The sequence below is a fragment of the Actinomadura bangladeshensis genome (assembly GCF_004348335.1).
Taxonomy (GTDB): domain Bacteria; phylum Actinomycetota; class Actinomycetes; order Streptosporangiales; family Streptosporangiaceae; genus Spirillospora; species Spirillospora bangladeshensis.
Window position 1 is genome coordinate 1 of the sequence record NZ_SMJW01000460.1, and the last position, 2,969, is coordinate 2,969.

Consider the following 2,969-nt stretch of genomic DNA (forward strand, 5'->3'; position numbering starts at 1 on the left):
GGGGCGGGTGCCCGGGGAGCCGTGAGATGAGCAGGGCGGGGACGTCGCAGTAGGCCCCGGCGGGGTCGGCGGCGACGAGGTCCGGGGTGGGGATCTCGCAGCCGGCGAGGAGCGCGAGCGCGGCGATCTCCCGTTCGGGGGAGAAGTCGGCGTTGCCGCGCACCGGGTCGCGGCTCGTCCAGCGGCGCAGGACGAGCCGGTGGGCGCTGCCGGAGCCGCTCTCCACGAGGAGGGCGTGGTTGGCGTGCGCGGTGCCGCCGGCGAGCGGCCGCACCATGCGGACCTCGGCGCCCTTGCCGAGGCACTGCTCGACCCAGCGCAGGGTCGGGTGGTCGGGCGGGGCGCCGGTCGGCAGGCAGGGGGCCGGTGTGCGAGTCACCTGATCCATGAAAACGGATTCCGAAGGGTATTGGGAGTGATTTTACGAAGACGGAAAGTAACAGAACGCACGTCAGCGGGGCGAGCGGCGGGAACCTCTTCGGTCGTCGCGGCCGTTTGCCGGACATACGCCACGGATTCCGTGGGGTATCCGTACGCACCCGGGCGGGGCCGCGAGCAGGCCCCGCCCGGATTCTCGCCCGGCGCCGCCGGAGGCGACCCGCCCCCGGCGGCGTTCAGTGCCATGGTGGGGGCGACCCCCACACCCCCGAAGGGGGACTGAACGCCGCCCTCCGCTCCGCTGGCGCTCCGCTACGGGCGGCGTTCAGTCCTTGGGGTCGCGGCGGGGGCGCAGGAGCGCCTCGGCCAGGGCGAGCATCGTCTCCTCCAGCGTGGACAGCCGCTTCAGCACGTCCTCGTGCACGGCGTTGACCTGCTTGGAGACCTCGTCGTGGACGCCGTCGACCTTGCGGCCGACCTCGTCCTCGACGTGCAGGAAGCGCTTGGCGAACTCGGCCTGCGCGGCGTCGGCGCGCCGTCCGGCCTCGTCTTGCATGTTCTCCACGCGCCGCGCGAACTCGGCGTGGACGCCGCCGACCTGCCGCGCGACGTCCTCCTGCATGTTGCCGACCTGCTTGGCGACGTCCTCGTGGATGCTGCCGACCTGCCGGGTGACGTCCTCGTGGATGTCGCCGATCCGCTTGCCGAAGTCGTCGTGCACGCCGCTGACCTGGCGCGCCACCTCGCTGTGCACGGACTCGACCTGCTTGGCGACGTCGGCGTGCACCGACTCGACGCGGCGGGAGACGAGGTCGACCTGCGCGGTGAACTCCTCCAGCGCGCCGTCGACCCGCTTGGCGACCTCCTCGTGGATGTTCTCGATGCGCTTGCGGACGTCGTCGTGCACGTCCTCGAACCGGCGGGAGAACTCGTCCATGCGCTTGGCGACGTCGCTGTAGGCGGTCTCGGCGATCTGCGACATGGTCGCCTTGACCTCGTCGCGGTCCGGCCGGGCGCGCAGCTCCTCGATCAGCGGGTCGACCGCCTCGGCGAGGTGCTTCTCCAGCGCGTCGAACCGGTCGCCGTACTCGGCCGCGGGACGCTCCGCGAGGTCGCGCAGCACGCGGTGCAGCTCGGCGATCTCCAGCGTGGCGGGGAGCCGGCCGATCCGCTCGCCCACGCCGTCGATGCGGCCGTCGAGGCTCTCGAACCGCCCGTCCAGGCCCTCCAGCTTGCCGGACAGCCCTTCGAGGCGGCCGTCGACGCCGTCCAGCCGGCCGTCCAGCCCGTCGAGCCGGCCGCCGACGCCCTCGACCCGGCCGTTGACCGCCTCCAGGCCCTGCTCCATCCGCTCGGCCATCTCGCCGAGCGCCTGGTCGACCCGCGCGGTGACGCCGTTGATCGAATGCTCGAGCCGCTCGGACCGGTGGCCCAGCTCCGCGAGCGACTTGTCCAGCCGGTTGAAGCGGACGGACGCGGCCTCCATGCTGCCCTGGAGCTTGTCCAGCCGCTTGGTCATCTCGTCCATGCGCTGGGACGCCTGGCGGGTGGCATCCGTGATCTGCTGCGCCGAGTCGAGGACGGCCTGGATCCGGGTCAGGCCCTCGTCGACGTTCTCCGCGACGACGCCGACGTCGGCCCACAGCGCCGGCAGCTCCGCGACGGGCTTGACCCGCTCGCCGAACGACTCGATGTGCTCGGCCAGGCCTTCGGCCCATTCCGGGGGCTTGCCGGACAGTTCGTCGACCTGCCCGCGGACGCTCTCGATCTGCCCGGTCAGCCCGCTGAGCTCCCGCTCGCGGACCTCGCGGAGCAGCCACTCCATGCCTTCCAGCCGCTGCCGAATCTCGTCCAGGACCTGACCCTGTGAGCGCTGTTCGTAGACGTGGTCCTGCGCCGCACGGGCGAGCAACTCCCGCATCCGATCCGAGACCGGTTGACCCCCCGTCTGCAGGAAGTTGTGATTCGTTTCCACCCGATGCTCCTTCGTGTGCCGGCGCGACGAAATGACGCACGGCAAATGAATCTCTGAGGTGGCCACTGTAGTGCGTGTGAGGGGCCGCTAAAACGGGTAGCAGAGAAGATTGTGAGTTCTGCGGAATGCGCCTGTTATCCGGCTGGGGTGAATAGCGGTAAATGGTCGGGCGCGGGGCTGTTCTCCGGTTCGCGGCAAGCGCGGTGATCGTGGGGATGTGGACGGTGCCGTGCGGTGGCGCGGGGTGGTGCTCTGTCCGTACATCTCGTCCAACATCCGCAGTTCCCGAACCGCCGGTGGACGCCGGCCGGCGATGCGCGGCCGCGGGGACACGGCCCCGGACGCCAGGTGCGGGCCCCATTTCGGAGGGTATTTCATGGCGCCGAAGTCACGGTCGCTGAACCTGCCTTGGCGTTTTCGGGTGCGTTGATCTCGGCACGCCGATTTGCGGGCGGTGCCGTGCCCTTGCCGGGCGCCCGCAATCCCTGGTGAACGCGATGCCGCAAAACGCCGATGATTTGCACCGGCGTGGCGCGTCGCCCGGCCCGGCTTGGTGTTGCCCGTCGGCCGGAAGATCTTTGGGCACGGTTGCCGGCGGGCGCCCGCTCCGGGCGGG

General features: G+C 71.1%; 1 protein-coding gene and 1 pseudogene. Both read right to left on the reverse strand.

What is annotated here, in order from left to right; translation table 11 throughout:
• Positions 1-388, reverse strand: a pseudogene (locus E1284_RS39825) (aminoglycoside phosphotransferase family protein); the annotation flags it as partial.
• Between the two features lie 315 nt (positions 389-703).
• Entirely contained in the window at positions 704-2,353 is a 1,650-nt protein-coding gene (locus tag E1284_RS39830) for an apolipoprotein A-IV repeat region-like domain-containing protein (protein WP_131945300.1), read from the reverse strand.
• Between the last annotated feature and the right edge of the window lie 616 nt (positions 2,354-2,969).